This is a genomic window from Kitasatospora sp. NPDC001132 (assembly GCF_053598415.1).
The window spans coordinates 501,953-528,739 of record NZ_JBSFKF010000001.1 but is presented as its reverse complement, the minus strand read 5'-3'; the positions used below and the strand labels follow the sequence as shown (position 1 = coordinate 528,739).

Below are 26,787 nucleotides of genomic sequence, written 5' to 3'. Positions count from 1 at the left end.
TCCGGCCTACAGGTCCTCCACCACGGCCACTCCCGGGCACTCCCGCGCCAGATCGGCGAAGAACCGCTCCCCGTCGATCACCGCCTCCGGCGGGTGCACCCCGGCCGACCGCACCGTGCCGTCCAGCAGCTGAGCCAGCCCCAGCCCCGCCGGGACGCCGGTGGCTTCCGCCATGTCCGCCAGCAACCGCTCCGCGCCGGTCAGTCGGGCGAGCGCCGCGGCCGGGCGGCCGTCGCGCGTTCCGGTGGCGGCGGCGAAGAACGGCGGGAGCGTGCCCGGGCCCCGCAGCCGGGGGGCGCGGGCGGCCGCGCGCAGGGTGCGGCGCACGGAGGGGCGGTCGAGGTCGGCGGCGGCGGTCTCGTTGGTCAGACGTCCGGCGTCGAGGTCGGTGCGCAGCACGTCCAGGTAGGCGGCGGTGCCGACGGTCACCACCATGAGGTTGGCCGCGTCGCCGCCGGGCCGCAGGCTGCGGTGCAGGGTGACGGGCTCGGGGTGGCCGACGGTGTAGGCGGTGCCGTGGTGGCCGCCGGGCAGGTCGAGGGTGACCGGGCGCAGCGGGGGCCGCCGGACCAGTCGGCCGCCCTCCACGGTCGCGACGGTGCCGCTGATCTGCTGCATCCAGTGCACGGCGGCGGCCGAGACCGCTCCGTCGGGGTCGCGCAGCGAGGCGTCCGGCTCCGGGCCGACGTCCACCGGCCAGGCGGTGTACACGTCTGTGAGGGTGTCCAGGCGGGCGGCGGCCCGGGCGGCGAGCAGGTTGCTGACGCCGGGACTGGCACCCATGCCGAGCACGGCGCGCACTCCGGCGGCGCGGGCCTGCCCGTCCAGTTCGAGCATCGCGACGGTGGGTTCCCAGTCGTCGCAGATGTCCAGGTAGTGGGTGCCGGTGCGGATCGCGGCGCGCAGCACGTCGAGGCCGTAGCGGTAGTACGGACCGACGGTGTTCAGCACGGTGTCGGCGTCCTCGAGGGCGGCGCGCAGCACCGGGCCGTCCGTGACGTCGACCCGGCTCGCGCGGACGGGCACCGGTGAGCCGGCGGCGAGCGCGCAGGCGGCGCGGCGGGCGGCGTCGAGGTCGCGGTCGGCGATCACCAGTCCGTGGACGCCGGGCAGTGCGGCCGCGACCCGGGCGGCGACCCGGCCCATCGCGCCGGCTCCGCCGAGGGCGAGCAGTCTCATCGTGGGTCAGCCCTTCCGGTGGTCGAGCGAGGTCAGGAAGTTCCGCATGCCGTCGAGGTAGCCGGGGGCGAACAGCGAGCGCGGGGCGGCGATGGCGAGGAAGGTGCTGCGAAGTTCGGAGTCCTCGACGTCCTTGGGCACGATGTTGTGGGTGGCGTCCGGGAAGCGCAGGACCCGGAGCAGGCCCGGGGTGGTGACGAGGCGGCGGTAGCCGGCCTCGGTGTCGTCGCTGTCGACGTTGACGTCCCGGCCGCCGAGGACGAGCTGCACGGGCACCCGCAGGGCTGCGAGGTCCTCGGTGGCGTCGGCGAGGTGGTTGCGCTTGTTGAACGCCCAGCGCTCGGGGGTCAGCCCCTGGACGTCGCCGCCGGCGGCCCGGTACTCCTCGAAGGTCCCGGCGGCTCGCAGGGCGGCCAGGTTCCGGTCGCTGTGGGCGACGGCGGCGGCGGTCTCCTCGGGCGAGGCGTGCCGTTCCCGGAGCTCGGCGAGCAGGTTGTAGCGGCCCTGCTGGAGCCAGTTGACGGCGGGGCCGACGGCGATCACGAACTTCACGTCCGGGGACTGCCGGGCGGCCTTGGGCATCACCCAGCCGGCCTGGCTGGCGCCCCAGAGTCCGATCCGGTCCGGGTCGATGCCGGGTTGGGTCCTGGCCCAGCGGATCGCGGCGAGGGTCTCGTCGGCACGGTCCTGGAGGCTCTGGTCGAGCCAGTTGCCGGGGGCGTTGTGGACGCCGGGCTTGTCCCAGGACAGCGTCGCGTACCCGGCCTTGGCCATGGCCTCCCAGAGCGGCCGGTAGAACGTGTCGTGGGTCGCGTCCACGGGGCCGTCGCCGTGGACGAAGACCACCAGTCCGTACGGTCCGTGGCCGCCGGTCGGGCGGGCCAGCACCCCCTGGAGCGGCTGCTTCCCGCCGGTGACGGTGACCCGTTCCTCGGTGAGGTCGTACTCGTTCTGGTACACCACCCAGCCGCCCGCGCCGGCCAGCAGCACGGCGACGGCCAGCAGGGATCCCAAGAGTCGACGGCGCTTCCCCGGCCGCTTCGTCGTCTTGGCTCTCGTCACCATCGTCGCTCCCATATCGTTCACTTCTAAATCGATCGTTTCGAGAACGACCGTAGCAGAGATGAGCGCACTAGGATGATCGTCATGCAGGAGATCCCCACCCGGGTACTGGTGGACGCGATGGTCCGCGCCGACGGCACGGTCGACTGCGGCGACCTCTACGCCGTGGCCGGCCGGCTCGGCATGAGCGACCAGCAGGTGCGGCTGACCATCAAGCGCCTCACCGCCGACGGCCGCTTCGTCCAGGAGGGCCGCGGCCGCCGGGCGCTGCTGCGCGCCACCGCCGCGACCCGGCGGGAGATCGAACCGGACGTCGGGTACCTCGCCCTGATGTACGCCCAGGACCGCGGCGAGGCCCCCTGGGACGGCGTCTGGCACCTGGCCGGATTCGCCGTCCCCGAGCGCGAGCGCACCGCCCGCGACGCGCTGCGCGAGGCCCTGCTGCGGCTCGGCGGCGCCCCCGTGCAGAACGGGCTCTACGTCTCGCCGCACCCCTGGGAGCCGGAGGTCCGGGAGGCGGCCGGCGCCCTGGGCGTCCTCGGCAACCTCACCCTGCTCGGCACCCGCGACCTGCACACCGGCGACACCGCGGACCCCCGGGAACTCGCCCGTCACTGGTGGCCGCTGGAGGAACTCGCCGAGGGCCACCGGTGCCTGGCCGCCTTCGCCGCCGAACAGCTCGCCCGGCTCGCCGCGGGCGGCCTGTCGGAGACCGAACTGCTCACCGTGGCCGTCGAGTTGGCCGCCGCCTTCACCGAGGCGAGCGAGCCCGACCCGCTACTGCCCCCGGAACTGCTGCCCCAGCCCTGGCCCGGCGCCGAGGCCCGCGCGCTGGTCGCCCGCTGCTGGGCCCTGCTGCTCGCCGACCGCAAGCCGGGCACGCCCCGGCTGTTCGACGCCTACGCGGAGGTCGTCGCGGCGGTCACCGGCTGACCGGTGCCGCCCCGGACCCCACGGGCCCGAGGCGCCGCGGCACGCCTTCGGGCGCACCCCGGGTGCCCGGAGGCCGAGTTGGACGCCTGCCGCCCGTGCGGTGTGGGAGGCTGGGGGCATGTGCGGTCGCTTCGTCTCCACCACCACGCCCCAGGACCTGGTCTCACTGCTCGGCGAGCTCCGGTGGGACCCGGCCGAGACCTTCGCCCCGAGCTGGAACGTCGCCCCGACCGACCCGGTGCCGGCCGTTCTGGAGCGCGTCGACCGGGAGACCGGCGAGATACTGCGCCAACTGCGCCCGCTGCGCTGGGGCCTGGTCCCGTCCTGGTCCAAGGACCCGTCCGGCGGCGCCCGCATGATCAACGCCCGCTCGGAGACCGTCGACACCAAGCCCGCCTTCCGCAAGGCGTTCACCGCCCGCCGCTGCGTGATCCCCGCCGACGGTTACTTCGAATGGCGCGAGGTCCCCGCCGGCGCCGGGACGAAGAAGTACAAGCAGCCGTACTACCTCAGCACCGGTGGCGTGATGCTGATGGCCGGCCTCTACGAGTTCTGGCGCGACCGCACCCGCCCCGAGGACGACCCGCTGGCCTGGCTGGCCACCGCCACCGTCATCACCACGGACGCCAGCGACTCCGCCGGCCGCGTCCACGACCGGATGCCCCTCACCATCGCCCCCGACGACCTCGCCACCTGGCTCTCCCCCGCCCACACCGACCGCACCGAACTCCACCACCTGCTGCGCCGCCCCGCCGACGGCGACCTGCGCGTGCGCGCCGTCCCCACCACCGTCAACAGCGTCCGCAACAACGGCCCCGAACTGCTGGCCACCGCCCCGGACCCGCTGGGCCTGGCGGACTGAGGCCGAACCCCGGAGACCACATGAACGGCACCCCCGCGAGCCTCGTCGAGGCGGCGTTCCGCCACTACCGGTCGCAGGACCTGGAGGCGGCCCTGCCGCTGTACGCCGAGGACTTCACGTTCACCAGCCCCCAGGACGACCGCATCGGCAGGGAGGCGTTCTTCCGCCGGTGCTTCCCCACCGCCGACCGGTTCACGGAGCAGCGGATGCTTCGGGTGACGCCCGCCGGCGAGGAACTCGTCTTCGCCTACTACGAGTACGAGCTGGCCTCCGGCGACCGCTACCGCAACGTCGAGGCGATCACCGTCCGGGACGGGCTGATCCGGGAGGTCCAGGTCTTCTTCGGCGGCCGGCAGACGGGGCCGTGAACCCGGCCCGCTTGACCGGCCGGACGTCAGGGTATCGACGGCCTGCACCGCCCGACCCCGATGTGTGCGGGACCATCTGATCCACGGCCCCCACCCGGGATCGCTCAGGGCAGCGGCAGCTGCCCCGGCACCGGGCCGCCGCGGCGGGTGAGGCGGCGCAGGAAGGTGGTGACGCCGGGGGTGCCGACGGCCCAGGCGCGGGCTTCCGTGTCGGGGCGGCGACCGGGCAGCAGCGGCCGGGCGGGCGGGCCGCCGGCCCGGGTGAGGATCAGCGCCGCCACGTCCTCGGCGGCCGCCCAGTGCCGGGCCTCGCCGGTGGCCACCGCGAGGTCCACGCAGAGGTCCCCGACGCCGGCGAGTCCGCAGCAGCGGAAGACCTGGGCGGTCCTCGGGGCGAGCGTCCGGCAGGTGTCGGCGGCGTCGGCGGCCAGGGCGATCAGCGCGTCGTCGTCGTACTGCCGACCGGCCTGGACCAGCAGGGTGCCGAGCCCGGCGAGCCCCCGGCACCAGGAGAGGTAGCGGCGGGTGGCCCCGGGCGCGCGGGCGGCGGACAGGATGCCGGGGAGGTCGGCGGCGAGTCCGTCCACGATCTCCCGGGCGGCGCGGCGGGACGCCTCGTCGGGCATCGCCAGCAGGAAGTGGGCGACGCCGGCGCGGCCGTGCGCGAAGCCCTCGGCGAGGGCCGCGGTGCCGGGGTTGGGCTCCTCCCCGAGGTCGTCCAGCGGCCGGCCGGCCAGTCGGGCGACGCACTCCGCGGCGGCCGCGCGATGTGCCGCGGCCGCCGGGCCGAGGGCGGCGAGCAGCAGGTGTCCGATGCCGATCCCGGCGGTGCCGGCGATCTGGTCCACGCCCGTTCCCTCGTACCGGCGGTGGGCCGGGGGCTCGGTGCCGAGCGCGGCGGCCGCCTCGGCGAGGAACAGGTCGACGCCGGTGCGGCCCTGGTAGAGCGAGCCGTCCAGGTGGTCGAGGGCCGGGTGGGCGGCCGTCCAGCGGGCCAGTTCGGCGGCGGCGGCCCGGGCGTCCGGGCGGCCCGGGTGCCGGAGCAGTTCGAGGCCGAGGCCGGCCGCGCCGTCGTACAGCGAGAGCAGGGTGCGGGGCTGTTCCGTGCCGGGGCCGGCGGCGACCAGCTCGCGGGCCATCCGGACGCAGGTGGTGACGGTGTGGTCGAGCGCCTCGGCAGCCCGTCCGCCGGCCCGTCCGCTGCCTCGGCCGCCGGGGGCGCCGCGCCGGACCGGCGCGGGCCCTTCCCGCAGCCGCGCCGCCGCGGCGGTGCGGTGCGCCGGGTCGAAGCTGAGCAGGCCCGCGATCAGTTCCGCCGCCGGGTGCCCGGGTTCGGGGAGGGCGGCGCGCAGGCAGGCGAGGGTACGGTCGCGGTTGGTCGCCGGGTCCGGGTCGATCACCACCGGGTCGAGGCCGGTGAGGGCGTGGTGCAGGGTGGCGCCCAGCGCGTAGTGGTCCTCGGTGGGGTCCTCGCCGGTGGCACCCGGCAGGCCGTAGCCGGCGGTGGCGCCCGGTGGGCGGTCGCCGGCCAGGGCGCTCACCCCGAAGTCGACCAGAGCGGGCCGGCCGTCCCGGTCGAGCACCACGTTCGCGGGCTTGAGGTCGCAGACCACCACGCCGCGCGCGTGCACCGCGTCCAGCACCCGCAGCAGTCCGCGCCCGAGCGTCCACCAGTCCCGCCCGCCGGCGGCACCGGCGTCGGCACCGTACGGGCCCGAGGTGAGCACCTCGCGGCGCAGGTCGATCCGCCCGCAGGCGGCGCTGACCAGGTACTCGTCGGTGCCGTGCCGGAAGTAGTCGACCAGGGCGGGCACGCCGGGCACCCCGGTGAGCGCGTCGAGCACCCGCTGCTCGTGCCGCAGGCGGCCGCGGGCGTCGGTGCCGGAGCCGTCCTCGGCGACGAAGGCCCGGGCCTGTTTGACCACCACCTCGCGCGCGGTGGCGAGTTCGACCGCGCGATAGACGTGGCCGCTCGCGGCGCGGGTGATGCCGGCGGTGATCCGGTAGCGGCCGGCGCCGACCCGGGTGGTCCCCGGCCGGGCGGGGGCGTCGGGCGCCTCGAAGGGGTCGCCCACCCAGGGCGGCCGGCGGTAGCGGGCCTCGGCCAGGCCGGGGAAGAGCGTGTCGTCCGGGCCGGTCATGCCGGCCCGCGCCTCGTCGTCGGTGACGCGGAACGGCCCGTAGCGGTAGTGCACCGGGGCGTCCGGCCGGACGGGGCGGTCGCTGACCACGGCCGGCCCCTCCCGGCCGGTCAGCGCCCGCGCCAACTCCAGTCCCAGGGCGCGGACTTCCTCCGGCCGGGGGTAGACCGTGACGGCCTTGCCCACGGCGGCGGCGCCGTGCCGGCCGCTGTTGAGCTCCCACAGCGCCGCCGTGCTCACCGCGAACTTCACGTCGCAGACCCGGCCGAGCAGGATCGGGAGCGCCGTGTCCAGCAGGGCGGTGAAGCCCTCGGGGCGGGCGGACAGGTGCAGCTTCCAGCCGTGGGCGAGGTCCGGCATCCGGGGGTCCCGGAGGTACCACCAGCGGCCGTCGGTGTGCAGCGGGCGGTGCGGCCCGGGCGCCCGGGCCGCCAACTCCTCGGCCCTGCACCGCAGTTCCTCGCCCGCTGGGTCCGACCGGCGGGCCTCGGCAGAGCCGGGGTCGGGCGGTGTGCTCATGGTTCCGTCCTTCCCCGGTCCGTCGTGGTCCGCCGGTCGCCGTGATCCGGCTGGATCAGGAGTTGAACTCACAGGGGAAGCGGGTCGGGACGTAGGTCACCCACGGGTCGGCGAGGCAGGCGACCGGGGTGAGGTCGGCGTCGAACTCGTCCTCGAAGAGGATGGCGTCCTCGTCGATCTCCAGCGGGCCCGCGTCGCGGATGTCGGTCATCAGGGCACTCATGGGGTCCTCCCAATGATTGGGGTCGGTGGGTCCAGCGCGCTGAGCGGGGCTCATGCTAGCCAGGCGCCCGGACCCGGGACAGAGCGCTGACAGACCCGCCGGATCGACTACGACAAAGGGAGGTTCCGTTTGTGGACGCCGCCTCCGCCCGCCGTCACCGGCGCGACACGGACCCCGCCCGACGTGGTCAGCCCCGCAGCCGGCGGGCCCGGAGGAACTCGCGGGCCAGCAGGCGCAGCGCGGCGGGCTTGGCCGGGCTCGCCGAGCGGCGCAGCAGGGCGCCGAGGTCGGCGCGGGCGGCGGCGCTGGTGAGCTGCTCCACGCCGACGATGCAGCCGACCATCGGCCGGTGGGCGGGCGGCACCCGGTCGACGACGGCCCTGCCCTCGGCGAGGGTGCGGTCGGCCCGGTCGAGCAGGTCCGCGAGCAGGGCCCGGACGGCGGGCAGGTCGCGGGCCCGCTCCAGGTCGGCGCGGGTGACGCCGTGCTCCTCGAGGGTCCGCTCGGGGATGTTCAGCCGGCCGTCCGCGAGGTCCTCGGCGAGGTCGTTGACGAAGTCGAGCCGCTGGCTGCCGTCGATGAAGGTGCGGCAGGCGGCGCGGTAGTCGCGCTGGTCGCCGTCCGGGCCGATCAGGCCGGCGACCACCATGAAGCCGGGCAGCGAGTACCCGTCGACGTAGGCCTGGTAGTCCTCCTCGGTGGCGAAGCCGGTGAAATCCAGGTCGGCGCCGGTCGCGGCGAGGAAGTCCAGCACCCGGTCCCGCAGGACGGGGTGGGCGTCGACGCTGTGCAGCAGCGGGCGCAGCTCGGGGTCGTCGGTGCGGCCGGCGGCGAGGCTGTCGGTGACCTGCTGCTGCCAGTGGGCGGACGCCTCCCGGCGTTCGGCGAGCGGGCCGCTGTCGAGCAGGGTGTCGGTGCGGTGCATGAAGGCGGCGGCGGCGATCACGTGCGGGACCATCCGGGCGGGCAGCAGCAGCTCGGTGGCGAGCGCGGCCTCCCGCCGGTACCGGGCCATCTGCTGCCGCTGCCGGCCGTAGTCGGCCCGCAGCCCGGCCTCCCGTACCCCGGCCGCGTCCAGCGCCCGCTCCCACCTGCCCATTCGGTCCACCCCATCGTTTGTTCGACGGGAACCGAGCGTAGCCGGTGGCAGCGGGCGGACCTATTCGGCCTCCGGCTTCCTCCCCACCGGTCAGCGGGGGCGGATCGCGGAGAAGCCGCAGGCCGGGGTGCAGAGGGTGACGATGCCGCTGTAGCGGTGGGTGGCGCGGCCCTGGTTGACGCTGTGCACGGTGTACTTCTCCCGCAGGTTGGGTTCACGGCAGCGCGGACAGAGGGCGCCGACCGGCTTGCCCCACGGGCGGTTCGGGTTGAGCTTGGCGATCGAGACCACCATCAGGACGGCGGCCAGGCCCGCTCCGCCGAAGCCGACCACCCGCCACACCCCGTTCGAGGACTCCCGGCGGTCGATCATCTCGTCGTAGGAGTAGGTGCCCCCGCCACCGCGGCTGGACCAGATCCGGCACTCGCTGTGCCGGGTCATGGTCTGGCCGTCGCAGGTCGGCGGGGTGTTCGGGTCCGACTTGCCGACCACCAGGGCCAGGAAGAACCCGAGTGCGATCAGCAGGCCGAACACGACCACGGCGACGGTCCGGCTGCGGCCGGTGTGCAGCCGTTTGCGTTCGTTGTACGCCGTGTCGATCACAGCCTGGGCCATGGTGCCCCCGTCGACCGCCACTGCTCTTCCCCCTCGTCGTCCGCGTCACCCGTCCGGCCCGTACTCCGGGCCGGAGGTCCCCCTCTTCCGGGGGGCGAGAAGAACCCACCATGAACGATGCGCTCTTGTACGGGACTTGGGAAGAGCTTGACCTTCAGTCGTGCGCCGAGCCGTCCACGGCGACCGACTCCAGGTAGACGGCCGCCTTCGCCGGGTCGAAGTACCACTCCTCCAGGTCCGCCGGGTCGCTGCAGGCGTTGGCGAACCGGTGGGCCACGGCGGGCCGCGAGACGCCGGCGCCGATGAGCCGGAGGACACGCGGGGGTGGCGGGGCGAGCAGTTCGTTGCTCCGGGCCGTGGAGGCGGCGGCGATCCGCCAGAACCCGTCGAAGGCCCGCCTGGAGTGGATACGTCCCGGACGGCGGCCCGCTCGGCCCGGTTCGGCCCGCACGGCCCGGCCGCCTCCGGCCTGCCCACCAGTCGCCGCCGTGCCCGTCCACGAGCCGGGCGCCCGCGCCGCACCGCCTGCCCTCACCCGGAGACGAGCTTGCGGCCGGTGATCTCCTCCGGGCGGATCCGCACCCAGCGAGGCCGGTCCCCGCCCGCCCAGGGGGCCGCGCCGGGCAGGCCGGCCAGCCGCTCCAGCTCGGCGGGGTCCTCCACGTAGTGGGCCGGGCCGAGGGCGAGCACGCTCCAGCCGCGTCCGAGGTACTCGTCGATGTGGTCGACCTGGAACGAGACCGCGGCCCCCTCCTCCGGGGCGGCGGCGCCGTGCTCGCCGGTGCGGTAGGCGAAGGAGCCCTGGTCCACCACGTAGTTGACCGGCAGCACCACCGGCCCCGGCTCGACCGGCAGGGCGATCCGGCCGATGCCGTGGCCACCGACCAGCTTCCAGCAGTCCGGCTCGGTGAGGTCGAGCAGCCGGGGGCGCGGGCCGGGGCCGCCCCGGCCGGGCGGTGCCTCGCCGAGGCCGGACTGCAGCTCATCGGGGGTGCTGTCGAGGGCGGCGGCGATCCGCACGAAGCCGCCCGGGTCGAAGCCGGGCCCGGCGTCCAGCAGGCATCGCAGATAGCGGGGCGCCATCGCGGCCCGGTTGGCCAGGGCCTCCTCGCTGAGGTCCAGCTGCTCGCGCCGTTCGGCGATCCGACGGGCCACGACGGCGGGGTCGGGGGTGTCGTTCACAGTGGTGACTCCTCGGCTTGCCGGGGGCCGTCCGGCCGCGCCCGGGCGTTGACCAGGCCGGACCCATCCAAGCGCCCGGCCTGCGGCAAGTCGAGCAAGGACCGGCCCCCGTGCGTGTCGGTACGACCGGCGGCCCCGGGGCGCCGCCCCGACCCCGCCGGAAGGCCACCGCAGAAGGCCACGGCGGAAGGCCACGGCGGACCCTGCCCGCACACCGTCGTCACGCCGCCCCCGCGCCCCCGCCGTCCCGGCGGCGGTCCCGGCCCGGACCGCCGGCCGGCAGGGCTCACCCAACTCGCGGGAACGGTCGGGCCGTTGCCCCGTCGCAATGCCCGCGCACGCCCCTGTCCACCGCCGGCGCCCGAGCGCATACTGGCCTGCGCGGCTCGCAGCGGGCGACGGGGCCACTCCGGTCCCCGGCCCGGTTGCGCCGTGACAGGGGGTCGGAATCGTGGCAGCTGTCGTGATCGTCGCCGTGCTGCTCCTGCTCTGGCTGGTGACCGGCGTACGGGTGGTGCAGCAGTACGAGCGCGGTGTGGTGTTCCGGCTCGGCCGGGTCAACGGGCAGGTCCGCGAGCCGGGGGTGAGCCTGCTGCTGCCGGTCGTGGACCGGATGCGCAAGGTCAACGTCCAGGTCGTCACCATGCCGGTGCCCGCGCAGGAGGGCATCACCAAGGACAACGTCTCGGTGAGCGTCGACGCGGTGCTGTACTTCCGGGTGGTGGACCCGGTCAAGGCCACCGTGGACGTCCAGAACTATTCCTTCGCCATGCTCCAGGTCGCCCAGACCTCGCTGCGCTCCATCATCGGCAAGAGCGAGCTGGACGACCTGCTCTCCGGCCGGGAGAACCTCCACCAGGGCCTGGAGGTGATGCTGGAGAGCCCGGCCACCGGCTGGGGCGTGCAGATCGACCGGGTGGAGATCAAGGACGTCAGCCTGCCGGACTCGATGAAGCGCTCGATGGCCCGCCAGGCCGAGGCGGACCGCGAGCGGCGGGCCCGGATCATCACCGCCGACGGCGAGTTCCAGGCCGCAACCAAGCTCGCCGAAGCGGCGGGCAGGATGAGCGAGACCCCGGCGGCGATGCAGCTGCGGCTGCTGCAGACCGTGGTCGAGGTCGCGGCGGAGAAGAACTCGACGCTGGTGCTGCCGTTCCCGGTGGAACTGCTGCGCTTCTTCGAGGCCTCGGCGGCCCGGGCCGCCGATCCGGAGGCATAGACCGGGCCTATGGCCCCACAGATCACCACCTCCTACTTCCCAGGTCATCCGTAGGGTTTGCTACAAAGGTTCAGACCACCTTGCGCCGCGCCCGACCGGAGGACCACTCGTCATGCCCCGCCCGATCCGAGTCGCGATCGTCGGAGCCGGCCCCGCCGGCATCTACGCCGCGGACGCCCTGCTGAAGTCCGACGCCGCCCAGGAGCCCGGTGTCTCGATCGACCTGTTCGAGCGGATGCCCGCGCCGTTCGGCCTGATCCGCTACGGGGTCGCGCCCGACCACCCGCGCATCAAGGGCATCGTCACGGCCCTGCACCAGGTGCTCGACAAGCCCCAGGTCCGGCTGTTCGGCAACGTCGACTACCCGAACGACCTCGGCCTGGACGACCTGCACCACTTCTACGACGCCGTGGTGTTCTCCACCGGCGCGATGGCCGACCGCGCCCTGGACATACCCGGCATCCACCTCGACGGCTCCTACGGTGCGGCCGACTTCGTCTCCTGGTACGACGGCCACCCCGACGTGCCCCGGACCTGGCCGCTGGAGGCCGAGAAGGTCGCAGTCCTGGGCGTCGGCAACGTCGCCCTGGACGTCGCCCGGATCCTCGCCAAGACCGCCGACGAGCTGCTGCCCACCGAGATCCCGCCGAACGTCCACGAGGGTCTGAAGCGCAACCGGGCCGTCGAGGTGCACGTCTTCGGCCGCCGCGGCCCGGCCCAGGCCAAGTTCAGCCCGATGGAGCTGCGCGAGCTGGACCACTCCCCCACCATCGAGGTGATCGTCGCCCCCGAGGACATCGAGTACGACGAGGGCTCGATCGCCGAGCGCCGCGCGGTCAAGCACGTCGACCTGGTCGCCTCGACGCTGGAGAACTGGGCGATCCGCGACGTCGGCGACCGCCCGCACCGGGTGTACCTGCACTTCTTCGAGTCCCCGGTGGAGGTGCTCGGCGAGGACGGCCGGGTCGTCGGCCTGCGCACCGAGCGCACCGAGCTGGACGGCACCGGCAACGTGCGCGGCACCGGCCGCTTCACCGACTGGGACGTGCAGTCGGTCTACCGCGCGGTCGGCTACTACTCCGACGAGCTGCCCAAGCTGCCCTTCGACCCGGTCTCGGGCACCGTCCCGCACCGGGCCGGGCGGGTCTTGGACGGCGACGGCTCGCACCGCACCGCCACGTACGTCACCGGCTGGATCAAGCGCGGCCCGGTCGGCCTGATCGGCCACACCAAGGGCGACGCCAACGAGACCGTCGCCTGCCTGCTGGACGACCACGCCGCGGACCGCCTGCCCGGCGCCGTCGAGCCGGACCCGGCGGCCGTCGAGGAGCACCTGCGCGCGCGGGGCGTGCGCTTCACCACCTGGGCGGGCTGGCAGCTGCTGGACGCCCACGAGCGCGCGCTCGGCGAGACCGAGCAGCGCGAGCGGGTCAAGGTCGTCGAGCGTGAGGACATGCTCCGCCACAGCGGGGCCTGAGCCGCGACCCGAGCCCGGACCGCGGAAGCGCCGCCGCCGAATCCCGCGGGAATTCCCTCCGGAACCCCGCGGGGTTCGCAACCCCACCTGTCAGGGGCGGACGATCGGCAGCAGCAACTCGTCCACGATCTCCGCCGGATCGAGCTGGACCGGGTCCCCGCCGCACATCTTGATCCGGTACAGCATCAGCGCCGGCACCAGGTCGGTGACCAGCGGGGTGACGGCCCCGGGGCGGACCTCGCCGCGCGCGGCGCCGCGGTCCAGCACCTCGGCGATCAGCGCCGTCGTCGGCTCCACCACCCGCTCCAGCACGATCTCCACGAAGGCGTGCGCCCGCTGGTGGTCGAGTTCGCTCATGATGGCCCGCACGGCGGCGCCCAGCTCGCTGACCATGGCGGCGCGCAGCCTGGTGACCACCTCCAGCAGGTCCCCGCGCAGGCTGCCGGTGTCGGGGGCCGGTCCGGACGCCGGCAGGCTGGCCCGCAGCGCGTCCATGACCAGTTCCTCCTTGGAGGACCAGCGGCGGTAGAGCGCGGCCTTGCCGGTCTGCGCGGCGGCGGCCACCCCCTCCATGGTCAGCCGGGCGTAGCCGTCGGTGGTGAGCTGTTGGAGGACCGCCTCGTAGATGGCGCTCTCCAGCGCCTCGCCCCGCCGCCGCAGCGGCGCGCCCGTCACCGGTCCGTGCCCGGCAGCCGTGTCAGCGGTCATGGTTGCGCACCTTCTTCAGTCGCCTTTCGTCGCTTCGTCGCTCCACGCGTCCGCCCGCGGACCTACGGGAGATCCCGGGCCGGGCGCGTCGCTGGTGAGGCATGTCGCCCCCCGGGATTTCCCCGTGCCCGGACATCACCGGGGGCTACTGTCGATGTTAGTGAACGAACCCGTTCCCGCCGCATCGCGGTCGTCAGCCGGAGCCGCGCTCCGCGGTGGACCTTCCCGCGCGACGGGACCAGCCCTTCCCACCCCGCCCCCCGACGCTGCACCCCCCGAACTGTCACTGACCCCGACTCACCCCGCCTCCCTCTCGGAACACCGTCTCGCCCCCGGCCGCCGGGTCGGCGCCGGGGGCCCTTCGGTGCGCGGGAGGGCCTGCCCCGCGCGCGGACGGCCCCGTCCTCATCCGCTCGCGGGCCGGCGCGGGAGCACCGCGTGCACCCGGGTGCCGTGCCGCAGGGCGTCCACGGTGCAGCTGCCGCCGATCTCCGCGGCCCGCTCGGACATCGACCGGAGCCCGACCCCCGGGTGCTCCGGGAGACCGTGGCCCGGTCCCTGCCCGTCGTCCTCGATGTCGAGTTCCAGCCGCCCGGCGTCCACCCGGACGGACACCGTGGCGCTGGTCGCCCGGGCATGGCGCAACACGTTGTTGAGCGCCTCCGCGGTGATCCGGTAGACCGCGACCTCGACGGCGGCGGGCAGCGCGGGCAGCGGGTCGGGCTCCAGGCGGGTGGCGACGGCGAGGTCCGGGCCGCTGAAGGTCTCGGCGAGCCGGCTCAGTGCCAGGGAGAGGCCGTAGTCGCCCAGCGCGGTGGGGCCGAGGCGGTCGGTGATCCGCCGGACCTCCCGGACCGCCGAGGCGAGGTCGTCCGCGACGCGGTCCAGCACGGAGGAGAAGAGCGCCGGGTCGTCGACCGCGGCGGCCGCCTGGAGACGGAGCCGCAACCCGGCCAGCATCGGGCCGAGGCCGTCGTGGATGTCCCGGCGCAGCTGGCGGCGCTCCTCCTCGCGGGCCGCGACGATCCGCTCGCGGCTGGCCCGAAGGTCCGCCATCAGCTGGAGCGAGGCGACGGCGGGCGCGGCCTGGTCGGCCAACGAGCGCAGGATGTCGCGGTCGCTGCCGTCGAGGGCCCGCTGGCCCTCGCGCGGGGCGACGGTGAGCCGTCCGATGCGGTCCCCGCGGTGCACCAGCGGGAAGCCCTCGCCGCTGCCCGAGAGTTCCCCGACGGCGGCCAGCGACCGTTCACCGCTCCGCGTGGAAACGGTCAACTCCACGCCGGGCAACCGCAGTTCCTCGCTGACCGTACAGCACAGCACGGCCGGCACCTCCTGCGGGTCGACGGTCTGGCTGACCCTCCCGGCGAGGCTGCGCAGCACCTGGTACGGCTGCGCGCGCGAGCCGTAGTACCAGCGGTCGACGACGCCGGAGGCCCAGCGCACGCCCCGGGGCAGGCCGACCGCTAGCAGGAAGACCGCGGCGACCACCACCAGCGCCCCGGGGCCGCGGCCGGGCATCAGCATGGTGGAGAGCAGACAGGCCACCACCACGAAGACCACGGCCAGCCCGGCGGCCACCAGCAGGCCGACCAGCACCCGCCGGGCGGCCCGGTCCAGGTGCCAGGAGCCGTCCCTGACCACGACGGCGGCCAGGGTGAGGGTCCACAGCGCCGAGGTGACGGCGAACGCGACGTACGAGGGCGTGCCCTGGTCGAAGTAGTAGGCGAGTTCGGCTCCGCCCCACAGCAGGTACGTCCCGAGGGCGATCAGGACGTTCTGCCGGCGGCGCCGGGACACGCCGCGGATGCGGGCGAGCGGGACGAGCACCACCAAGACGGTCAGCGCGGCGTACACGGCGACCTGGGTGTCGATCATCCGGTCGTTGAAGGCCTGCACCCAGTTCGCCAGGCCGCTGCCCGCGAACGGATTGGGTTGGCCGAACGCGGTGGGCTCGGCGACGTAGTAGCCGGCCGGGGGCAGCCGCCACAGCGCGAGGGCGCCGATCGCCCACCGCCACCGGCTGCTCGGGAGGGTCCCGTACGGCAGCCACAGCGGCAGCGCGTGCCACAGGGTGCCGTTGACGGTGTCGCACAGCGAGGACAGGACCACCACCGCCCCGACCACGTGCGGGTCGCCCCCCTCGACCCAGATCGGGGCCCCGGCGGCGACCGGAACGATCGACGCCGTTGCGTACACCAGCAGGACCCAGCCGAGTTGGTTCCCCGGCCGGTGGGCGTGCAGCAGCACCCCGCCGGCCACGGCGGCGAGGCCGTAGCCGAGGACCGCCAGATCGTGGGCGGGCACCGAGACCCCGGGGGTGCCGAGGTGGCTCACCACGTACCCGGCCCACAGGCCGCCGGCCACCAGGCAGACGAGCGCGCACAGCCCGGCCGCGGCGAGCTGTCGCTCGGCCGAGCCGGACCGTGGCCGCCATCGGGCTCTTCGCGTGCTCTCCGCAGCCATGTCCGCCCTTTCCCTCGCCGGGCACCTCCGGATCCCTGAAGTCTGCGCCACCTGTTGTCCCGGGCGCATGAGGCAGCGGCCCCTCCGGACTTCACGGCGGGCCCGGAGGGGAAGGGGCGGGCCCGCCGGGGTGGTCAGACCGGCGGGTTGGGGCGGGTCAGCCCGCGGTCGTAGGCGAAGATCACGGCCTGGACGCGGTCCCGGGCGCCGATCTTCGACAGCACCCGGCTGACGTGCGTCTTGACCGTCGACTCCGCCAGGACCAGGCGCTGGGCGATCTCGCTGTTGGACCAGCCGTGGGCGATGGCGACCAGGATCTCCCGTTCGCGGTCGGTCAGGGCGTCCAGCCGCGGATCCGCGGCCGGTGCGGCGCCGGGCGGGCGGACCGGCAGGCGGTGGGCGTAGGCGTCGAGCAGTCGCCGGGTGACGGCCGGTGCGACCACGGCGTCGCCCTCGGAGACCGCGCGGATGCCGGACAGCAGCTCCTCCGGCCGGGCGTCCTTGAGCAGGAAGCCACTGGCACCGGCGCGCAGCGCGGCGTGCGCGTACTCGTCGAGGTCGAAGGTGGTCAGCACCAGGATGCGGGAGCGCCCTCCGGTGGCGACGATGCGGCGGGTGGCCTCGATGCCGTCCATGCCGGGCATCCGGATGTCCATCAGGACGACGTCGGGGCGCAGGTCGGCGGCCAGCCGGACGGCCTCGCCGCCGTGGGCCGCCTCGCCGACCACCTCGGTGTCGGGCTGGCTCTCCAGCAGCATGCGGAAGCCGTAGCGCTGCAAGGGCTGGTCGTCCACGATGAGGACGGTGGTCACGTCGGGCCGCCTGTCGGGTCGTAGGTGGGCTGAGGGCCGGCGGTGAGGTCCGGGCCGGCGCTGGGGTCCGGGCCGGCGCTGGTGTTCGGCGTGGGGGCGGCGTCCGGGGCGGCGGCGGTGGCGTCCGGCCCGGGGGTGAGGTCCAGGACCGCCTCCACGGCCCATCCCGCGCCGGAGGTGGGGCCGGCCGTGACGGTGCCGCCGTACAGGGCCGCGCGTTCGCGCATCCCGGCCAGGCCGTGGCCGTACCCGTGGGTGCGCCCGTGCCAGCGGGAGCCGCCGGGCGGGCCGGTGTCCTCGACGCGGACCCGCAGGCGCTCGGCGTCGACGGTGAGGGTCACATGGGCGCGGGTCTCGGGCCCCGCGTGCTTGAGGGTGTTGGTGAGCGCCTCCTGCACGATGCGGTACGCCATCAGCTGGACGCCGCGGTCCAGCCGGCCCAGGGCGCCGGCGGCCGTGTAGACCACCTGCGGTCCGGCGGCGCGGATGCGGGCGCAGAGCCCGTCGAGGTCGGCGATGCCGGGCTGCGGGGTGTACTCGGCGCTCTGGTCCCCCTGGTCGCGCAGCACGCCGAGCATCCGCCGCAGTTCGCCGAGCGCCTGCCGGCTGGTGTCCCCGATCAGCAGCAGGGCCTCCCGGCCGCGTTCGGGGGTGGCCTGCGCCGCGTACGCGCCGCCGTCGGCCAGGGTGACGATGACGGACAGGTTGTGGCCGATGATGTCGTGCATCTCCCGGGCCATCCGGGCGCGTTCGGTGGCGGCCGCCAGCCGGCTGCGCTGGTCGCGCTCTATCTCCAGCCGGGCGGCCCGCTCCCGCAGCCCGGCGAGCTGGGCGCGCCGGACCCGCACCGCGATGCCCAGGGCCACGGCCGCCGTGGCGGCGCTGAACAGGAAGAACAGGGCGTCGCCGACCGGCAGCCCGCCGCCGGAGACGGCCACCGCGACCAGCGAGACGGCCACCGCCATGGCGGCGCAGGACCACGCCAGGTGCCGCAGCCGGCCGTGCAGCGCCAGGCTGTAGAGGGCGACCAGCAGGGCCGCGTCGGCGCGCAGCCCGACGTCCAGCGACCACTGCAGGACGAAGACGGCCATGATCGCGGCGAAGGCTGCCGTCGGCCGGCGCCGGCGCCACAGCAGCGGCAGCACCAGACCGGCCTGGAGGGCGAGGGTCTGCGGCAGCGGCAGCCGGGCGAGCACGATCCGGTGCTCACGCGGGCCGCCCTCGACGTGGCCGGGGAAGAGGTCGGGCAGGCAGAACAGCAGGAAGACGGCGGCCACCACCGCGGCGTCGAGTGCCCACGGGTAGTCGCGGTCCGCCTGCCGCAGCCGCTGGCCGATCCGGGCCAGTCGGGCGTACAGCGGGTACCCGGACAGGAGGTCGGCGGCCGGGGTGTCGGCGGTCCGCGGATCGGCGGACGAGGTGCCCGCGGCCGGGGTGCCCGCGGCCGCGAACGGGCTCGTCGTGGCGGTGGCAGGGTCGCTCACCGGTGGCACCTCCCTGGTCGGCCGGGCTGTCGTGGTCGTGTCCGCGGCGCCGGTGGCTCCCGGCGCCGCGGTGGCTGGACTCCCTCCGAGTCTCTCAGGCGTCGGTGCGTACCAGCCGCACGGCCGCCGCCCCGAGGGCGAGGACCGTCCAGCCGAGGAAGACGGCCAGCCCCGCCGTCGGCGAGAGCGTGGTCGAGTCGTGGTGCAGGGCGAACATCGCCTCGCCCGCGTGGCTGGGCAGGTAGGGGCTGAGGTGGCTCTGCCAGGAGCTGGGCAGCAGCGAGGTGAGCCCGGGGATCAGCATCAACGTGGCCACCAGCACCGCGATGCCGCCGGCCACCGAGCGCAGCAGGGCGCCGAGCGCGACGCCGATCACGCCGACCAGAGCGAGGTAGAGCCCGGCCCCCAGCAGGCCGCGGACCACCCCGGCGTCGGAGAAGGTCATCGCCACGCGGGTGCCGGAGAGCACCCCGCTGTCGGCGCCGAAGACCGCGAACACCCCGACGGTGCCGAGCACCAGCGCGATCAGCCCGTACACGGCGGCCTTGGACCAGAGCACCGGGAGGCGGCGCGGCACGGCGGCCAGCGTCGAGCGGATCATGCCGGTGGAGTACTCCCCGGCGGCGACCAGCACGCCGAGGACGCCGAGTGCCAGCTGGGCGAAGTTGGTGCCGAACAGGGACAGGCTCAGCGCGCTCGCGCCCGCGAAGTCCCGGTCCATCGGGCGGCCGGAGGTCATCCGCGACTTGAACTGGTAGGCGGCGATCAGACCGAAGGCGACCAGGAAGAGCAGTGCCAGCCCGAGGGTGATCCAGGTGGAGCGCAGCGACCACAGCTTCGCCCACTCGGAACGCAGCACCCGCAGGGGCGTCACCCGGTACGCGGGGCGGGCGGCCCGCACGCCGCCGGGGGCGGGGACCGGGCTCGGTGCGATGGTGCTCATGCCGCACTCCTCGAAGTCTCGGCGGCGGCGGTGCCGTCGGCGGTGGTGATCGCGCCGTGGTACTCCACGGCGTCGCGGGTCAGCTCCATGAACGCCTCCTCCAGGGAGACCGTCCGGGGGGTGAGTTCGAACAGGGCGATGCCCTGCTCGGCGGCGGCCAGGCCGATCTCGCGGGCCGTACGGCCGGTGACCAGCAGTTCCTCCGAGCCCGCCCGGCCGGTGACCTCCACGCCGGCGCCGGCCAGTGCGGCGCGCAGCCGGGCCGGGTCGGCGCTGACGACCTTGACCACGTCGCCGCCGGCCTGGCGGACCAGGTCCTGCACCGTCGTGTCGGCCAGCAGCCGGCCCCGGCCGACGACGATCAGGTGGTCCGCGACCAGGGCCATCTCGCTCATCAGGTGCGAGGACACGAAGACGGTGCGGCCCTCGGCGGCGAGCGAGGTGAGCAGGTTGCGGATCCACAGCACGCCCTCGGGGTCGAGGCCGTTGACCGGTTCGTCCAGCATCACCGTGGCCGGATCCCCCAGCAGGGCCGAGGCGATCCCGAGCCGCTGGCCCATGCCGAGCGAGAACGCCCCGGCGCGCTTGCGGGCCACCGAGGAGAGGCCCGTCAGCTCGATGACCTCCTCGACCCGGCGGCGCGGGATGCCGTGGGTGTGGGCCTGGGCCATCAGGTGGTTGAAGGCGGAGCGGCCCGGGTGGATCGACTTGGCCTCCAGCAGCGCCCCGACCTCCTGGAGCGGTGCCGCGTGCTCGGCGTAATGGCGGCCGTTCACCCGCACCGAACCGCTGGTGGGCGCGTCCAGCCCGACGATCATCCGCATCGTGGTGGACTTGCCCGCGCCGTTCGGCCCGAGGAAGCCCGTCACCGTCCCCGGCCGGACCGTGAAGTCCAGCTGGTCCACGGCCGTCTTCTCCCCGTACCGCTTCGTCAGCCGGTGCGCCTCGATCATCGCTCACCCCTGTGCTCCGGGGCCCGCCCTTCCGGCTGCCCTCGCGCACCACGCTACGTGCGGAGTCGGCTCCGATCCGTGGTACCTGGGTCCGATCATCGGCGCGCCCGTAGTACCGCGGTACCACCCCGGCGCCCCACCACGGCGAGCGGTGGCGTCAGGGCTGCTCCGCCAGCACCGCCCTGACCTCGGCCAGCAGCGTCCGGTGGTCCTCGCCGTACGTGACGACCGCCGCGAACACCGCGTCGACCGCGGCCCGCAGCGGGTCCGGCTCGGCCGCGCCGAGTACGGCGGGCAGCGCCATGTGCGGCTGCGACACCGGCAGGTCGGGATCGAGCGGGCCGCGGACGAGGCGGGCGGTGCGGGTGACGGCCGGCTCCGCCCCCACGACGGGCGGTGCCGGGGGCTCCGGCCGGTCCGTCACCGTCACGGTGGAGAACACCGGCTGGGACCCGGACACCGACGCGAACACCGGCGACGGGGCGTCGGGGTCCACGTGCGGCGGGTGGAAGGGCTCGCGCCCGGGCGGAACGGCCCGGCGGACCGTCCGGGCGGGGACGCGCGGGTCGGCGGCCAGGGCCAGCCAGAGCGCGGCCGGGTCGTCGAAGGGCGGCGGCAGCGGGCGGTCCTCGTCCAGGGCCGTCAGTGCGGCGGCGACCCAGTCGAGCCCGGCGAGGCCGGCCGCCGCGCAGGCCCGGCGGGCGGCGAACCGCGCCACCGTGCGCTGGGCCCGGGGGCCGGCGTCGTCCAGGGCGTGCAACAGGGGCGCGTCGAAGTCCAGCAGGCCCCGGACGTTGCCGACCACGCCGCGCAGGGCCTCGCTCGGCCGGCGGCCGCCCCACTCCCACAGCTCGGCGGCGGCCGCGTTCTCCCGTGCCACGCGCTCCCGCGCGAGACGGGCCCGGAGTTCCTCCGCGGCGCGCTCCTCCGGCGTGGGGGGCGGCGGCAGCTTCCGGGCGTAGTCGTGCCAGTACGCCGCCTTCCGCGAGGTCTGCCGCAGGACGCGGTCCGGCTCGGGCGGGGCCGGCCAGAACTGGAGCAGGTAGCGCTCCGCCCCCGGTTCGTCGGACGTCCGGGTGTCCAGCCGGTGCCCCTCGTCGAGGCCCGAGGCGCAGTAGCGCACCCGGTGGTCGCACCGCGCCAGTGCGAGCTCCCGGGTTTCGCCGCCGCCCCACTCCACCAGCAGGCTGGAGTCCGTGGCCGGACGGAAGGAGACCTCGACCACGTCCTCCCAGCCCTCGTCCGGCGGCGGGGCCTGCTCGTGCACCTCGACCGTGAAGCCGACGGCACCGGTGTGCAGCCCGGTGGTCAGCCAGAGCGCCCCCGGGACGGCCGCGCCGCAGAGCCCCGCGCGCTGGCCGGCGAACGCCCTCGCCAGGTCGGGCCACGGGCCGTCGGGATCGCTCTCCACGTAGATCTGTCCGTAGTGGACCCGGACCTCGCCGTCCACCGGCCTGCGCACCTTCACCACACCCTCCCCGAAGCAGTACGGCCCGAGCGTAGGCGGCAGCACCGACACCGCGCCGCGGTCCGCTCCGGGAGGCGGCGGGCCCGGCGCCCGTCGATACTGGGGCCGCCCGGACTCTTGTGGAGGAACCATGGACTACGGTCTCGGCGTACGGCTCGACCGGCCGTTCGCGCAGGCGGTGGAGGCGGTCACCGCCGCGCTCAGGGAGCAGGGCTTCGGCGTCCTGACCACCATCGACGTCCGGGCGACGCTGCGCGAGAAGACCGGCGCGGAGATCGAGGACTACCTGATCCTCGGCGCCTGCAACCCCGCCCTCGCCCACCGCGCGCTCGAGGCCGACCGCCGCATCGGGCTGCTGCTGCCCTGCAACGTGGTGGTCCGGGCGGACGGCGACTCCACCGTGGTGGAGGCCGTCGACCCGCAGACGATGGTCACCCTGGCCGGGCCGGGGGGCGGGCTGGGCGAGGTCGCCGACGAGGCGGCGCAGCGGCTGACCGCCGCCCTGGACGCGCTGCGCGGATGAGGAGCAGACCATGACCGCACCCGTCGTCGTCGGATTCGACGGCTCGCCCGAGAGCCTCGCCGCAACCGAGTGGGCCGCCCACGAGGCGCGGCGCCGCGCCTGCCCGCTCGACCTCCTGGAGGCCTGGCCGTGGCCGCACCGGGACGTGGTCGGCAGTGAGGAGACCTACCGGCACGCGCTGGGCCGACTGGAGCTCCGGGCGCAGGAGTTGCGCCCGCTGGCCGGGGACGGGCCGGTCACCTCGGCGGTCGTCCCGACCGACCCGGCCGAGGCGCTGGAGGCGGCCGGGGACTCGGCCTCGCTGCTCGTCCTGGGCTCGCGCGGGCTGGGCGCCGTGCGCGGTTTCCTGGTCGGTTCGGTGAGCCAGGAGGTGCTGCGGCGGGCGAGTTGCCCGGTGGCGCTGGTCCGGGCCGAGGCGGTCGAGTCCGACGGCCCGGTGCTGGTGGGCCTCGATCTGGCGCATCCGATGGACGACGTGCTGGCGTTCGCCTTCGACGCGGCCGCCCGGCGCCGGGCGCCGCTGCGGGTGGTGCACGTCTGGTCGCCGCCGGTCGCCAGCGAGTACATGGCGCTGCAGGCCGTGGGCGGGCTGAAGGGCGAGCTCTCGTCCGTCGAGCGGACCCGCTTCGCCGAACAGCTGGACCCGTGGCGCGAGCGCCGTCCGGAGGTGTCGGTGACCGCGGACCTGATCCAGGGCAGCCGCTCCGTCGCCTTGGTGGACGCGGCGGCCGAAGCCCGGCTGCTCGTCATCGGCCGGCGCCTGCGCCGCACCCTGGTCGGCTCCCACCTCGGCCCGGTCGCGCACGCCGCGATCCACCACGTGCGGTGCCCGATCGCGCTCGTCCCGCACGGCTGACCGGCCGGCACCCGGGCCGGCGCCGTTCGGGGCCGTCGGCCACCGAGCCTCGCCGCGCTCACCGCGGGGTTCGACCTGTACCGCGCCTTCCCCAGGACGCCCGGGACGACGCCGGGTCCGCCGCCGACCCCGTCGACACACCGCCGCCGTACTCCGCGGCGACCGCGAGGGCGGCGACATCGAGGCCTACGCCCGGGGCTTGCGGGCCGCGGGCGTCCGCGACCTCACCACCACGGTGGTCACCGATGCCGGGCACTTCCCCCAGGAGGAGCAGCCCGCCGCGGTCCGGGCCGTCCTGCGTGACTTCGCCGCCGTGCCGTCGACGCCGTGAGGGACGCCGCCGGCGCACGCGAGACGGCCCGGCCGGGGGCGGGCGGCCCGGGGGCCCGCTGTTCGGGTTTCCGCTCGGCCGCATTCGGTTTCAGAGCTCCCCGGACCTGAACCGGGCGGCCTCGTCCTCCAGGTCCTCCAGGTCGGGTGTGCGGTGGCGGATGGCGCTCACCCACTGCTGGGCGAGCACCTTGAGGTCGGCGATCCGGCCGGCGACCGGGCCGCCGAGGAGGGCGAGGAGTCCGGTCGCCGCCGGGTCGCCCTCGTCACAGGCGGAGCAGAGGGCGGCCTCCTTGAAGCCGGTCACCGGCTTCCCCGCCTGGTTCGGCCAGGAGTGCGGGTAGCGGGCGGTCAGAAGGGCGGGGATTCCGCAGCGCCGACAGGGCGGGAGGGCGGCGGTACGGACCTCGATGGCGTTCTTGGCCTTGATCCTTCCGAAGGTGTTCACCCGTACGGTCTACCCCTCTCGGCCCTGGTCGATGACGCGGCGGACCGCGCGAACAGACCGGCGGCCGGCGGCACCGGGGGCGGCGCCGGAACGGACGCAACCTTTCACCCGGGTCACCGCATCCAAGTGATGTCAGGACCGAGGGCGGGGGCGGGGGCCGCACCCGAAGTAATTCCGACGTGTTCGGACCGTCGATTTCCCCACATCCATACAGTTCGCATGCGACTTGACCCGTCGTGGTCGAACTCCACATCTGTTGCACAGCCGTGACGATCCGACAGGAAAATCCGTTCGACCAGCAGGTTCGGCGGGCTAGCATTCCGGAATGGAATCGAACCTCCCGCCCATATGGAATTCCTCCGATGACGCGAATGCCGCAGATGCCGCGGATCTCCGCCCGTCCCGCCCCGCTCCGCTTCGGCTGGCCCGCCTCGGTGCGACCTTCATCGGCGTGAGCGTCGTGTCCGGCGTGCTGCTGGCGGGCATCGCCCTGCCCGCCGCCGGCGGCATCGGGCTGGCCGCCAAGGACACGGCGGAGGGATTCGAAGAGGTTCCCGACGACTTCAAGACCCCGCCGCTGACCCAGGCGACCCAGATCTTCGACGCCAAGGGCGGCCTGATCGCCAAGGTCTACGAGCGCGACCGCACCGTCATCACCGCCGACCAGATGTCGCCGTTCATGCGACAGGCCCAGGTGGACATCGAGGACGCCCGCTTCTACGAGCACGGTGCCGTCGACCTCAAGGGCGTGCTCCGCGCGATCAGCAAGAACGCGGAGAGCGGCACCACCGCGCAGGGCGCCTCCACCCTGACCCAGCAGTACGTGAAGAACGTCAACGTGGAGCAGGCCGGCGACGACCGCGACGCGGTCCTGGAGGCCCAGCGCAAGACCCTGGGCCGCAAGATCCAGGAGCTCAAGGTCGCCATCAAGCTGGAGGAGGACCTGCCGAAGGACCAGATCCTCACCAACTACCTCAACATCACGTACTACGGGAACGGCGCCTACGGGGTGGAGGCCGCCTCCCGCCGCTACTTCGGCAAGAGCAACAAGGACCTGACCGTCGCCGAGGCGGCGATGCTCGCCGGGCTGGTGCAGAACCCGTCCCAGTACGACCCCAAGCTGCACCCGCAGGCCGCGCAGAACCGCCGCGACACCGTCATCGACAAGATGGTGGAGAACAGGCACATCACCGCCGACCAGGCGAAGGAGGCCAAGGCCGCCCCGCTGGGCCTCAACTACCAGGCCCCGCAGAACGGCTGCATCACCGCCCAGGCCGGCATGGGCTTCTTCTGCGACTACGTCCGCCACGTGGTCAAGCAGGACCCGGCCTTCGGCAAGAGCGCCGACGAGCGCAAGAAGGTCTGGAACACCGGCGGCCTGAACATCCACACCACGCTGGACCCGGACAAGCAGGCCGCCGCCCAGAACGCGGCGACCTCCAACGTGCGGGTCACCGACAGCGTCTCCGCCGCCGTCTCCATGGTCGAGCCGGGCACCGGCAAGATCCTCGCCATGGCCCAGACCCGCCCGTACGGTCTGCTGAAGGAGAAGAACCAGACCGTCGTCAACCTCAACGTCGACTCGGCCATGGGCGGCGGCAACGGCTTCCAGCCCGGTTCCACCTTCAAGCCGGTCGTCGCGGCCGCGGCGCTGGAGGCGGGCCTGCCGGCGACCCAGGAGTACTCGTCCCCGAACAGGCTCGAGTACCCGACGATGAAGACCTGCGAGGGGACCTGGAAGAACGAGGCCCGGCCCAAGACGGTGGTGCCCAACGAGTCCGCGAACGAGAAGGGCCCCTACCAGCTGAAGGAGGCGATGGCCCTCTCGGTCAACACCTACTTCGTGCAGATGGAGCAGGAGATCGGCCTCTGCGCGGTCAAGCAGATGGCCAACAAGCTCGGCATCACCACCCGGGCCAGCGGCAAGCCCCTGGAGGAGGTCCCCGCGATGGCCCTGGGCGTCGAGGAGATGAGCCCGCTCACCATGGCCAACGTCTACGCGACCTTCGCCGCCCAGGGCACCCGCTGCACCCCGATCGCCATCAACAAGATCACCACGGTGGACGGCAAGGACGTCCCCGTCCCGGCCGGCCACTGCGAGCAGGCGTTCTCCGAGTCGACGGCCCGGGCGCTGAACACCGTCCTGAACGGCGTGACCGAGAACAACGGCACCGGCGCGGGGCTCAACCTGGAGGACAACCGGCAGATCGCCGGAAAGACCGGCACCTCGGACCACAAGAAGGCCGCCTGGTTCAACGGCTACACCCCGCAGCTCGCCACCGCCGTCTGGCTCGGCGGCCCCGACGGCGGCGTCGAGATGCGCGACATCACCATCAACGGGAAGCACCGCACCGAGGTGTTCGGCGCCGACGGCCCCGGACCGATCTGGCGGGACGCCATGGACCAGGCGCTCAAGGGCACGCCCAAGCAGTCCCTGCCGATGGCCGACATCCCCGACCCGGCACCCAGGACCAACCCCACCAGCACCGGGGCCACCACGGCCCCGCCGGCCACCACCCCGCCCGCCCAGCAGCACTGACGGGGGCCCACCGGGCTCGTCCGCTCCCCTCCCCGGTCGGCAGCGGCGTGCCGTCCGGCTCCGTCGCAGTCACACCACTGCGAAGCAGGTCACGGCGGGCATGGAAACATGCACGGGACCCCGGGCGGGAGCAACGAGCGCGTCCGCACGACCTGGTTCGACCAGGCCGACACCGAGGCCCTGCGCACCACCCTCGACGGCGTCGTCGCCCACCTCCACGGCGGCGACGCGTAGCGCGAACACTCCCGAGCCGTCGGCACCGAGAGGGCCGACGGCTCGGGGCGCGGACGGGTCGCGCCGTATCACGTCCGGCTGACGACCGTTAGCATGACGGGTATGGCGCCGGAGGTTGGCGCCGGTTCGCACAGATTCCACAGCGGT

26 protein-coding genes are annotated in these 26,787 nt (G+C 74.6%); 10 read left to right on the top strand and 16 right to left on the bottom strand.

Features of this window, described 5'->3' with window-relative positions; genetic code table 11:
• Positions 1-6: 6 nt before the first annotated feature.
• Both ACWDBE_RS02090 and ACWDBE_RS02085 read right to left on the bottom strand, forming a co-directional pair.
• Positions 7-1,179 carry a saccharopine dehydrogenase family protein gene (locus ACWDBE_RS02090; protein WP_449806942.1) on the bottom strand — a complete coding sequence of 391 codons (1,173 nt, stop codon included), beginning with the start codon at positions 1,177-1,179 and terminating at the stop codon, positions 7-9.
• A 6-nt stretch (positions 1,180-1,185) separates the two neighbouring features.
• Positions 1,186-2,244 (bottom strand): alpha/beta hydrolase family protein, encoded by a 1,059-nt coding sequence (locus ACWDBE_RS02085; protein WP_449806941.1) that lies wholly within the window; start codon positions 2,242-2,244, stop codon positions 1,186-1,188.
• 81 nt (positions 2,245-2,325) lie between these two features.
• Here ACWDBE_RS02085 and ACWDBE_RS02080 point away from each other — a divergent pair, with 81 nt between their 5' ends.
• The 3 genes from ACWDBE_RS02080 to ACWDBE_RS02070 all read left to right on the top strand — a co-directional run bounded on the left by ACWDBE_RS02080 (position 2,326) and on the right by ACWDBE_RS02070 (position 4,404).
• Positions 2,326-3,174: a PaaX family transcriptional regulator C-terminal domain-containing protein gene (locus ACWDBE_RS02080; RefSeq protein WP_449806940.1), complete on the top strand. Its 849-nt coding sequence runs from the start codon at positions 2,326-2,328 to the stop codon at positions 3,172-3,174.
• Positions 3,175-3,292: 118 nt separating this feature from the next.
• Positions 3,293-4,036 (top strand): SOS response-associated peptidase, encoded by a 744-nt coding sequence (locus ACWDBE_RS02075; protein ID WP_449806939.1) that lies wholly within the window; start codon positions 3,293-3,295, stop codon positions 4,034-4,036.
• A gap of 20 nt (positions 4,037-4,056) precedes the next feature.
• The gene (locus ACWDBE_RS02070) at positions 4,057-4,404 is read left to right on the top strand and encodes a nuclear transport factor 2 family protein (protein WP_449806938.1); all 348 of its coding nucleotides are present in this window, start codon (positions 4,057-4,059) and stop codon (positions 4,402-4,404) included.
• Positions 4,405-4,508: 104 nt separating this feature from the next.
• Here ACWDBE_RS02070 and lanL read toward each other — a convergent pair whose 3' ends face one another.
• From lanL to ACWDBE_RS02040, 6 genes are all read right to left on the bottom strand, one after another.
• A complete protein-coding gene (gene lanL, locus ACWDBE_RS02065; protein WP_449806937.1) occupies positions 4,509-7,064 on the bottom strand; it encodes a class IV lanthionine synthetase LanL in 2,556 nt (851 codons plus the stop codon).
• Positions 7,065-7,119: 55 nt separating this feature from the next.
• Positions 7,120-7,287: an SflA family class IV lanthipeptide gene (locus tag ACWDBE_RS02060; protein WP_392877140.1), complete on the bottom strand. Its 168-nt coding sequence runs from the start codon at positions 7,285-7,287 to the stop codon at positions 7,120-7,122.
• A 187-nt stretch (positions 7,288-7,474) separates the two neighbouring features.
• Positions 7,475-8,386 (bottom strand): phytoene/squalene synthase family protein, encoded by a 912-nt coding sequence (locus ACWDBE_RS02055; RefSeq protein ID WP_449806936.1) that lies wholly within the window; start codon positions 8,384-8,386, stop codon positions 7,475-7,477.
• 90 nt (positions 8,387-8,476) lie between these two features.
• Positions 8,477-9,022 carry a hypothetical protein gene (locus ACWDBE_RS02050; RefSeq protein ID WP_449806935.1) on the bottom strand — a complete coding sequence of 182 codons (546 nt, stop codon included), beginning with the start codon at positions 9,020-9,022 and terminating at the stop codon, positions 8,477-8,479.
• Between the two features lie 133 nt (positions 9,023-9,155).
• A complete protein-coding gene (locus ACWDBE_RS02045) occupies positions 9,156-9,452 on the bottom strand; it encodes a hypothetical protein (RefSeq protein ID WP_449806934.1) in 297 nt (98 codons plus the stop codon).
• Between the two features lie 80 nt (positions 9,453-9,532).
• Entirely contained in the window at positions 9,533-10,183 is a 651-nt protein-coding gene (locus ACWDBE_RS02040) for a pyridoxamine 5'-phosphate oxidase family protein (RefSeq protein WP_449806933.1), read from the bottom strand.
• 451 nt (positions 10,184-10,634) lie between these two features.
• Here ACWDBE_RS02040 and ACWDBE_RS02035 point away from each other — a divergent pair, with 451 nt between their 5' ends.
• Together ACWDBE_RS02035 and ACWDBE_RS02030 are read left to right on the top strand one after the other, a co-directional pair.
• Entirely contained in the window at positions 10,635-11,402 is a 768-nt protein-coding gene (locus tag ACWDBE_RS02035) for a slipin family protein (RefSeq protein ID WP_449806932.1), read from the top strand.
• Positions 11,403-11,514: 112 nt separating this feature from the next.
• A complete protein-coding gene (locus ACWDBE_RS02030) occupies positions 11,515-12,879 on the top strand; it encodes an FAD-dependent oxidoreductase (protein ID WP_449806931.1) in 1,365 nt (454 codons plus the stop codon).
• A 90-nt stretch (positions 12,880-12,969) separates the two neighbouring features.
• Here the strand turns inward: ACWDBE_RS02030 and ACWDBE_RS02025 are convergent, their stop codons facing one another.
• The 7 genes from ACWDBE_RS02025 to ACWDBE_RS01995 form a co-directional block, all read right to left on the bottom strand.
• The gene (locus ACWDBE_RS02025) at positions 12,970-13,587 is read right to left on the bottom strand and encodes a TetR-like C-terminal domain-containing protein (protein ID WP_449806930.1); all 618 of its coding nucleotides are present in this window, start codon (positions 13,585-13,587) and stop codon (positions 12,970-12,972) included.
• A gap of 405 nt (positions 13,588-13,992) precedes the next feature.
• On the bottom strand, positions 13,993-16,050 hold the full coding sequence (locus ACWDBE_RS02020) for a histidine kinase (RefSeq protein WP_449806929.1): 2,058 nt from the start codon (positions 16,048-16,050) through the stop codon (positions 13,993-13,995).
• Between the two features lie 134 nt (positions 16,051-16,184).
• The gene (locus ACWDBE_RS02015; protein WP_392877156.1) at positions 16,185-16,862 is read right to left on the bottom strand and encodes a response regulator; all 678 of its coding nucleotides are present in this window, start codon (positions 16,860-16,862) and stop codon (positions 16,185-16,187) included.
• A complete protein-coding gene (locus tag ACWDBE_RS02010; RefSeq protein ID WP_449806986.1) occupies positions 16,859-18,235 on the bottom strand; it encodes a sensor histidine kinase in 1,377 nt (458 codons plus the stop codon). Before ACWDBE_RS02010 ends, ACWDBE_RS02015 begins: the two co-directional genes overlap by 4 nt.
• Before the next feature lie 205 nt (positions 18,236-18,440).
• The gene (locus ACWDBE_RS02005) at positions 18,441-19,289 is read right to left on the bottom strand and encodes an ABC transporter permease (protein WP_449806928.1); all 849 of its coding nucleotides are present in this window, start codon (positions 19,287-19,289) and stop codon (positions 18,441-18,443) included.
• Positions 19,286-20,242: an ABC transporter ATP-binding protein gene (locus tag ACWDBE_RS02000; protein ID WP_449806927.1), complete on the bottom strand. Its 957-nt coding sequence runs from the start codon at positions 20,240-20,242 to the stop codon at positions 19,286-19,288. Before ACWDBE_RS02000 ends, ACWDBE_RS02005 begins: the two co-directional genes overlap by 4 nt.
• Before the next feature lie 157 nt (positions 20,243-20,399).
• Complete coding sequence (locus ACWDBE_RS01995; protein WP_449806926.1) at positions 20,400-21,710, bottom strand: hypothetical protein; 1,311 nt, start codon at positions 21,708-21,710, stop codon at positions 20,400-20,402.
• 130 nt (positions 21,711-21,840) lie between these two features.
• Here ACWDBE_RS01995 and ACWDBE_RS01990 point away from each other — a divergent pair, with 130 nt between their 5' ends.
• The 3 genes from ACWDBE_RS01990 (at position 21,841) to ACWDBE_RS01980 (ending at position 23,420) form a co-directional block, all read left to right on the top strand.
• Positions 21,841-22,233: a DUF302 domain-containing protein gene (locus ACWDBE_RS01990; RefSeq protein WP_449806925.1), complete on the top strand. Its 393-nt coding sequence runs from the start codon at positions 21,841-21,843 to the stop codon at positions 22,231-22,233.
• A 10-nt stretch (positions 22,234-22,243) separates the two neighbouring features.
• A complete protein-coding gene (locus ACWDBE_RS01985) occupies positions 22,244-23,089 on the top strand; it encodes a universal stress protein (protein ID WP_449806924.1) in 846 nt (281 codons plus the stop codon).
• A 199-nt stretch (positions 23,090-23,288) separates the two neighbouring features.
• On the top strand, positions 23,289-23,420 hold the full coding sequence (locus ACWDBE_RS01980) for an alpha/beta fold hydrolase (RefSeq protein WP_449806923.1): 132 nt from the start codon (positions 23,289-23,291) through the stop codon (positions 23,418-23,420).
• Between the two features lie 90 nt (positions 23,421-23,510).
• Here the strand turns inward: ACWDBE_RS01980 and ACWDBE_RS01975 are convergent, their stop codons facing one another.
• A complete protein-coding gene (locus ACWDBE_RS01975) occupies positions 23,511-23,867 on the bottom strand; it encodes a DUF6300 family protein (protein ID WP_449806922.1) in 357 nt (118 codons plus the stop codon).
• Between the two features lie 451 nt (positions 23,868-24,318).
• Here ACWDBE_RS01975 and ACWDBE_RS01970 point away from each other — a divergent pair, with 451 nt between their 5' ends.
• Both ACWDBE_RS01970 and ACWDBE_RS01965 read left to right on the top strand, forming a co-directional pair.
• Positions 24,319-26,406 carry a transglycosylase domain-containing protein gene (locus ACWDBE_RS01970; RefSeq protein ID WP_449806921.1) on the top strand — a complete coding sequence of 696 codons (2,088 nt, stop codon included), beginning with the start codon at positions 24,319-24,321 and terminating at the stop codon, positions 26,404-26,406.
• Between the two features lie 108 nt (positions 26,407-26,514).
• Positions 26,515-26,640, top strand: coding sequence for a hypothetical protein (locus ACWDBE_RS01965; protein WP_449806920.1), 126 nt, complete (start codon positions 26,515-26,517; stop codon positions 26,638-26,640).
• Positions 26,641-26,787 lie beyond the last annotated feature (147 nt).

Excerpts from the sequence above, each read along its gene's own strand:
- ACWDBE_RS02080 (WP_449806940.1), top strand. The coding sequence starts at position 2,326 with ATGCAGGAGATCCCCACCCGGGTACTGGTGGACGCGATGGTCCGCGCC.
- ACWDBE_RS01965 (WP_449806920.1), top strand. The coding sequence starts at position 26,515 with ATGCACGGGACCCCGGGCGGGAGCAACGAGCGCGTCCGCACGACCTGG.
- ACWDBE_RS02075 (WP_449806939.1), top strand. The coding sequence starts at position 3,293 with ATGTGCGGTCGCTTCGTCTCCACCACCACGCCCCAGGACCTGGTCTCA.
- ACWDBE_RS02025 (WP_449806930.1), bottom strand. The coding sequence starts at position 13,587 with ATGACCGCTGACACGGCTGCCGGGCACGGACCGGTGACGGGCGCGCCG.
- ACWDBE_RS02085 (WP_449806941.1), bottom strand. The coding sequence starts at position 2,244 with ATGGTGACGAGAGCCAAGACGACGAAGCGGCCGGGGAAGCGCCGTCGA.
- ACWDBE_RS02000 (WP_449806927.1), bottom strand. The coding sequence starts at position 20,242 with ATGATCGAGGCGCACCGGCTGACGAAGCGGTACGGGGAGAAGACGGCC.
- ACWDBE_RS02060 (WP_392877140.1), bottom strand. The coding sequence starts at position 7,287 with ATGAGTGCCCTGATGACCGACATCCGCGACGCGGGCCCGCTGGAGATC.
- ACWDBE_RS01985 (WP_449806924.1), top strand. The coding sequence starts at position 22,244 with ATGACCGCACCCGTCGTCGTCGGATTCGACGGCTCGCCCGAGAGCCTC.
- ACWDBE_RS02020 (WP_449806929.1), bottom strand. The coding sequence starts at position 16,050 with ATGGCTGCGGAGAGCACGCGAAGAGCCCGATGGCGGCCACGGTCCGGC.
- ACWDBE_RS02030 (WP_449806931.1), top strand. The coding sequence starts at position 11,515 with ATGCCCCGCCCGATCCGAGTCGCGATCGTCGGAGCCGGCCCCGCCGGC.
- ACWDBE_RS02070 (WP_449806938.1), top strand. The coding sequence starts at position 4,057 with ATGAACGGCACCCCCGCGAGCCTCGTCGAGGCGGCGTTCCGCCACTAC.
- lanL (WP_449806937.1), bottom strand. The coding sequence starts at position 7,064 with ATGAGCACACCGCCCGACCCCGGCTCTGCCGAGGCCCGCCGGTCGGAC.
- ACWDBE_RS02055 (WP_449806936.1), bottom strand. The coding sequence starts at position 8,386 with ATGGGCAGGTGGGAGCGGGCGCTGGACGCGGCCGGGGTACGGGAGGCC.
- ACWDBE_RS01990 (WP_449806925.1), top strand. The coding sequence starts at position 21,841 with ATGGACTACGGTCTCGGCGTACGGCTCGACCGGCCGTTCGCGCAGGCG.
- ACWDBE_RS02090 (WP_449806942.1), bottom strand. The coding sequence starts at position 1,179 with ATGAGACTGCTCGCCCTCGGCGGAGCCGGCGCGATGGGCCGGGTCGCC.
- ACWDBE_RS02005 (WP_449806928.1), bottom strand. The coding sequence starts at position 19,289 with ATGAGCACCATCGCACCGAGCCCGGTCCCCGCCCCCGGCGGCGTGCGG.